This window comes from Lentzea kristufekii (genome assembly GCF_033949925.1).
Taxonomy (GTDB): domain Bacteria; phylum Actinomycetota; class Actinomycetes; order Mycobacteriales; family Pseudonocardiaceae; genus Lentzea; species Lentzea kristufekii.
The window spans coordinates 1-4,559 of sequence record NZ_JAXAVV010000063.1; the positions used below are offsets into that span (position 1 = coordinate 1).

The 4,559-nt window shown below is 63.4% G+C and carries 4 protein-coding genes; 1 reads left to right on the plus strand and 3 read right to left on the minus strand.

Going from position 1 to position 4,559, the window contains the following annotated elements; genetic code table 11:
• Positions 1-742: IS3 family transposase (locus tag SK571_RS45935; RefSeq protein WP_319990397.1), on the plus strand; the 742-nt coding region annotated here is incomplete at its 5' end.
• A 5-nt stretch (positions 743-747) separates the two neighbouring features.
• Here the strand turns inward: SK571_RS45935 and SK571_RS45940 are convergent.
• From SK571_RS45940 to SK571_RS45950, 3 genes are all read right to left on the minus strand, one after another.
• A complete protein-coding gene (locus SK571_RS45940) occupies positions 748-1,038 on the minus strand; it encodes an IS110 family transposase (protein ID WP_319990398.1) in 291 nt (96 codons plus the stop codon).
• Between the two features lie 282 nt (positions 1,039-1,320).
• Positions 1,321-2,061 carry a hypothetical protein gene (locus SK571_RS45945; RefSeq protein ID WP_319990399.1) on the minus strand — a complete coding sequence of 247 codons (741 nt, stop codon included), beginning with the start codon at positions 2,059-2,061 and terminating at the stop codon, positions 1,321-1,323.
• Between the two features lie 96 nt (positions 2,062-2,157).
• Positions 2,158-2,505, minus strand: coding sequence for a hypothetical protein (locus tag SK571_RS45950; protein ID WP_319990400.1), 348 nt, complete (start codon positions 2,503-2,505; stop codon positions 2,158-2,160).
• Between the last annotated feature and the right edge of the window lie 2,054 nt (positions 2,506-4,559).

The following is a 4,559-nucleotide window of genomic DNA, read 5'->3' on the forward strand; positions in this document are numbered from 1 at the left end:
CCGCGCGGATCTGGAGGTGAAGATCACCCAGGCGCACAAGGACTCTGGCGGGACCTACGGATCGCCGCGGGTCACCGCGGAACTGCGGGATCAGGGCGAGGTGGTCAGCGCCAAGACCATCGCCAAGGTCATGGCCGACATCGGAATCGAGGGCATCAGCCCCCGCACGTTCAAGGTGAGAACGACCGTGGTCGACCCGTCCGCGTCGTTCCCGCCGGATCTCGTCGAGCGCGAGTTCGATCAGGGCCGCCCCGATGCCGTGTGGCTCACCGACATCACGTACTTGTCCTGTGGCGAGGGCGAGATGTTTCTGTGCGCGATCCGCGACGGGCACTCCCGCACAGTTCTCGGCTACAGCGTCGCCGACCACATCGGTACCGAGATGGTCACCACCGCGATCGAGGCCGCGGTGGCCGCCCGTGGAGGTCAATGTCGTGGCACCGTCCTGCATTCCGACCGCGGCGGCGAATACACGGCGAACCTGACCGCACAGGCCTGTTTCCGGCACGGGCTGCGCCGGTCGATGGGCGCGACCGGGATCTGCTGGGACAACAGCCCCGCGGAGTCGTTCTGGTCGACGTTCAAACACGAGCACTACTACCGGCACGTCTACGCCACCAAGACGGAACTCGTTGCCGCAGTTGACAATTGGGTCATTTTCTACAACAGTACGCGGCGGCACTCCAAGCTCGGGATGCGCAGTCCCAGCGACTATGAGAAGTCACTCCGAGCAGCTGCCTGAACTTCTTACGCCCCTGTCCACCGTTCGGGGTGAACCTCACCACCGGGAATGAGCTCGGTGAGCAGCTTGTGCAGCCGGTTGACGGTGTCGGTGCGGGTCCGACCGAGTTCGTCGCGGCGGTCGACCAGCAGTCGTAGAGCCACGGTATGATCGTCGGGACTCACGCGGTGCACTCCGGTGGTGCGCAGCGCGACCACGGCCACCGAGCGGACGTCGGTGGTGTCGGTCTTGCGACCGTGACCGGTGTCGAACACCCTCGCTCTGGCCGCGAGTTTGGCCGGGACGTCGGGGTGCATGCCACCGAACCCTATGCCTGCACAGCAACCAACGACTCAGGACACTAGAAATCGAGCTTCAGCGCGCGGCGGGGTCCAGTCTGCGGCGCCAGTCGAAGCGGTCATGGGACCGCCGGACACGGCTCGATGCGCTGGCACTGGCCAGTCGGCAGGGGCCCCGTTTCTGGACGGGCTGCTGGGAGAATTGGGAGCGCCTCGTGGTTGACGTCGACTGGGTGTTGCGGGCGCGCTGGCCAGTGGCGACGCCGTCTGAGAGGCGAGTCGGTCCTCAAACGCGGTGCACTATCGGGTTGCCGGGGTCGCCTGGATGTCGGGCGGCAGGTGCAGCCAGACGGTGGATTCGGCGTCCCAGCCGGTGAGGATGGCGGTGCCGTGCGGTGTCCTGACCGGGACGTGGTGCGCTGTGAGGAGGCCGGTCACGGTCAGGTGCACAGCGTCGAGATCTTCGGCGGCGCGACTCCAACAGACCCGAGCGCGTCCCGCTGACGAGTACGGGTAGCGGGTCACCAGTTGCCCGTAGTCGGAGGGCGAGCCGATGGTGAACAACCGGACGCCCGCCGGGTCGAAGGTGACAGTGGACAGCGGTCTCGTCTGACCGAACTCCGCCCACTCTCCCCATTGCCACATGCTGGTGCCGCCCGGCAGGAGGGATGAGGTCCACAATGCTCCGATCGGTTTGTCGGGGGCTGTGAAACTTGTGGATCCGTCGGCCACCTGGACCTCGTGTGGTGTCGCGTCCGTCGCGTATCGCGCCTGGGGTGACCGCAGTGAGGGATCGCCCAGGGACCCGGTGGCCAGCCGCCGCAGCACGGCGGCTGCGATGTGGTCGAGTTCCGGAGCGGGCCGCGCGGTGAAATCCCGGCCGGAATGCTGAAGAGATACCGCGAAGGCGATATGCCGATAAAGGTCGTCGTCGGCCAGGTCGGTCAGTCGAGCGTCGAGGTCGCCGAGGAAGTCGCGCAGCAGCAGGCACAGTTCGATAAGGACAGGGCTCCGGAGCTGGTCGGTGGGGTGATCGGCCATGAGTGGGCCTCGTATTCAAGTTAGGGTGCCTGACCTCCCAGACGGTAGCTCCACCTGGGGCCGGGCAGTCTCCGCACCCGGCCCCAGGCAAGCCAGCTAGCAGTTGACCTGGGTCACCGGGGTCAGGTGGGTGCGCTCGTGTCGGGCGTCGTTGCCCTCCACCATCAGGAACTCCGCTTTCGCGTAATAGCGGGCGGAGACGCAGCCCAGCGCTGCTGCAGCGTTGACGTAGGACCCAGTTCCGGAGTTGTTCACCGCCGAGTTCTGGGCCACCAGGCTGAAGTAGCCGGGGTTTGCGCTCTCGCGGTACAGGTAGGTCTCCACCCCCAGATACTTCTTCCCGCTGTTGCAGTTGATCACGCCGTTGCTGGTCACGTTACCGGCCACGTGACCAGATTTGTGCGGCCAGTCGAGATTGAAATTGCAGTCGGAGACACTCTCCATAGGCCGGACCTCCCCATCAGCGAGTAGCTCAGACTCGGGGATCAGGTCTGATGTGGCTGTCACCGCGGCCGAGTGCGCCGGCTCGACGGCAGTCTCCGCAGAAGCGACTGCGGCTCCTGTAAGCACCAGGGCCCCGGCTGCTCCGACAGCAACAACATGGTTCATGAAACGCATTTCTCCCCCTACTGCATTACGCAAAAGAGTGAAAACAATCTAGCTACATGATCAAAGCATGGAGTTAATAGACGTCGTCACCACCGATTGGAGGTGATCGGAAGCACAGCGAATAACTCGGTTGCTATGTATCTCACTCCGCGTAGAAGGTGCTACTGGTCGGACACTCGGAGGAGCATCTCCTGGCGGGCCACAGAAGATCTTCAGCAGCAGCAGCGGCCCGGCAAACGCCCTTCGAGTGCGGCGTCGACGACTCGTTCGGCGGTGAGCATGCATGGGGGCAACCACAGAAATTCCACGTGAAGTAACCAGCTCGCGATGCCTCTCATACCGCCGAGCGTGCACGCCGACCTCAGACGAGGCGGAGGCGATGAGCCTTGGGAGCACGGAGCGGGAGCAGATTGGGAGCAACTCCGTGCGCTGAACGTTTCGGAACGGTCCTCAATGGACGTGAACGGAACCGCGCCGACCTGCAAGAGTCTTGTTTCCGCAGGTCAGCGCGGTATCGGTGCCATAGTTCACACAGAAGGAGTCCTCGAAACGGCCTCAACTGCACTCAACTGCGCCAAAGTGCAGGTCAACAGCACTGAACTGCTCCGTGGCGAGTGACCGGAAGTAGTGAGTGCTTCGTAGTTCTGGGTGCACCAGCTTCGAGGGCAGCCTGTCATCAGGGGTCTAGGAGCACGATCACGGCTGTTGTTTGCACTCTGGCCCTAGAACCACCGCGTCAACCATGTCGCCTTCCGAAATCAAAGAAGGAGGAAATCCGATGAAGTCCGAGGTTCTAGATTGGTCACAGGCACCTCCGACGAGGGCAAGCAGCGGCGACAATAGCACTGCCGCTGGCAGCGCTGGCCGCACGAGCCGACTTGGCTTAAACACTGGCTGTGGCCGGATGTGACGGCCACTCGGTAAACCGAATCGGCCTCGCCAAACGTTCCGAGTCTTCTCCGGAGTCACTCCGAGGATCTTGAGCAGGCCCCCGAAAAAGGAGCCGGCGCCGCCAAGGGCAGCTAGCACTTCAACGATCTTCCACACGTCTTCACAATGCCAGATCCGAAGCGCTCGTTGAGTCACCGCCACATCTTTCCAACCGACATGGCATTCCAGGCGTTTGACGTCTACGCAGTCAGGTGATCCCTTCGATCGCACTAGTTCTGCCAGCCACTGTCCACGACATCCAGGCCCGCGCTGAGCAGCAGTTCACGCCGCCAAGCGCGCTCGTGCCACGATCCTGTGCACGGATGCTCGACGCTTCCGGTCTACTCAAGCAAACTCGTGCAGCCTGTTCGGCATCTCCGAAGGGCTGCCACTGTCGTGGCTCCCGTATGACACTGCAACGCCCGCCCGGTTCACGCCGACCACCGAGAGACTGGCATCTCGGTTTCGTGAGCTGGGAATCGAACTGCTCCAGGACTATCCAGGAGATCCTGGACAGCTACTGAAGGAGAGGTGGTGGTCGATGCGACGACACGCCTCGCTCCGTGTCTTGGACGACCATCTGCACAGGCGCACCTCCTTACCTGCGCTGTGACGGCACTCGGCTCGATCCCATCGCGCCGCACCGCGTGTGCCTCTTCCACTTCCCGCAACTGGGAGACAACGGCATCTACAAGGTCGGCATTACCCACGCGCCACGACGGCCGTTTGCAAGCCCACACGTGCAACGGCGGTGTCCTGCTGGACGTCGTACAGGTCCGTGACCGAGCCACCGCGCTACACCTCGAACGCGCCGTCCTCGATCAGTACCTAGCAGTAGCTCCGGTGTCGCTAGCCCGTGACTTTCCTTCCACAGGGGCGGTGCCACCGAGGGGTCTGCTGTTCGGCGCATGCCGACTATCCGAACTTTCAGCACATCGCAGCAGTCCCAGGCAGCTGAC

What these genes read in the sequence shown, in the direction of transcription:
- SK571_RS45950 (WP_319990400.1), bottom strand. Translation starts at nt 2,505, where the DNA reads ATGGAGAGTGTCTCCGACTGCAATTTCAATCTCGACTGGCCGCACAAA.
- SK571_RS45940 (WP_319990398.1), bottom strand. Translation starts at nt 1,038, where the DNA reads ATGCACCCCGACGTCCCGGCCAAACTCGCGGCCAGAGCGAGGGTGTTC.
- SK571_RS45945 (WP_319990399.1), bottom strand. Translation starts at nt 2,061, where the DNA reads ATGGCCGATCACCCCACCGACCAGCTCCGGAGCCCTGTCCTTATCGAA.